This window comes from Vibrio sp. 10N.261.46.A3 (genome assembly GCF_041472995.1).
GTDB lineage: Bacteria > Pseudomonadota > Gammaproteobacteria > Enterobacterales > Vibrionaceae > Vibrio > Vibrio coralliirubri.
Window position 1 is genome coordinate 1 of record NZ_JBFRRH010000201.1, and the last position, 218, is coordinate 218.

General features: G+C 47.2%; 1 rRNA gene. It reads left to right on the forward strand.

Annotated elements, in window-relative coordinates:
- Positions 1-218 (forward strand): 23S ribosomal RNA (locus tag AB4484_RS26645); the annotation flags it as partial.

Below are 218 nucleotides of genomic sequence, written 5' to 3' on the forward strand. Positions count from 1 at the left end.
CCTGTTGTGAATACATAGCAACAGGAGGCAAACCGGGGGAACTGAAACATCTAAGTACCCCGAGGAAGAGAAATCAACCGAGATTCCGAAAGTAGCGGCGAGCGAAATTGGATTAGCCCTTAAGCTTTTAATGAGACAGATGAAGGCTCTGGAAAGTGCCGCAATAAAGGGTGATAGCCCCGTAATCGACATCTCATCATCAGTGAAAACGAGTAGGG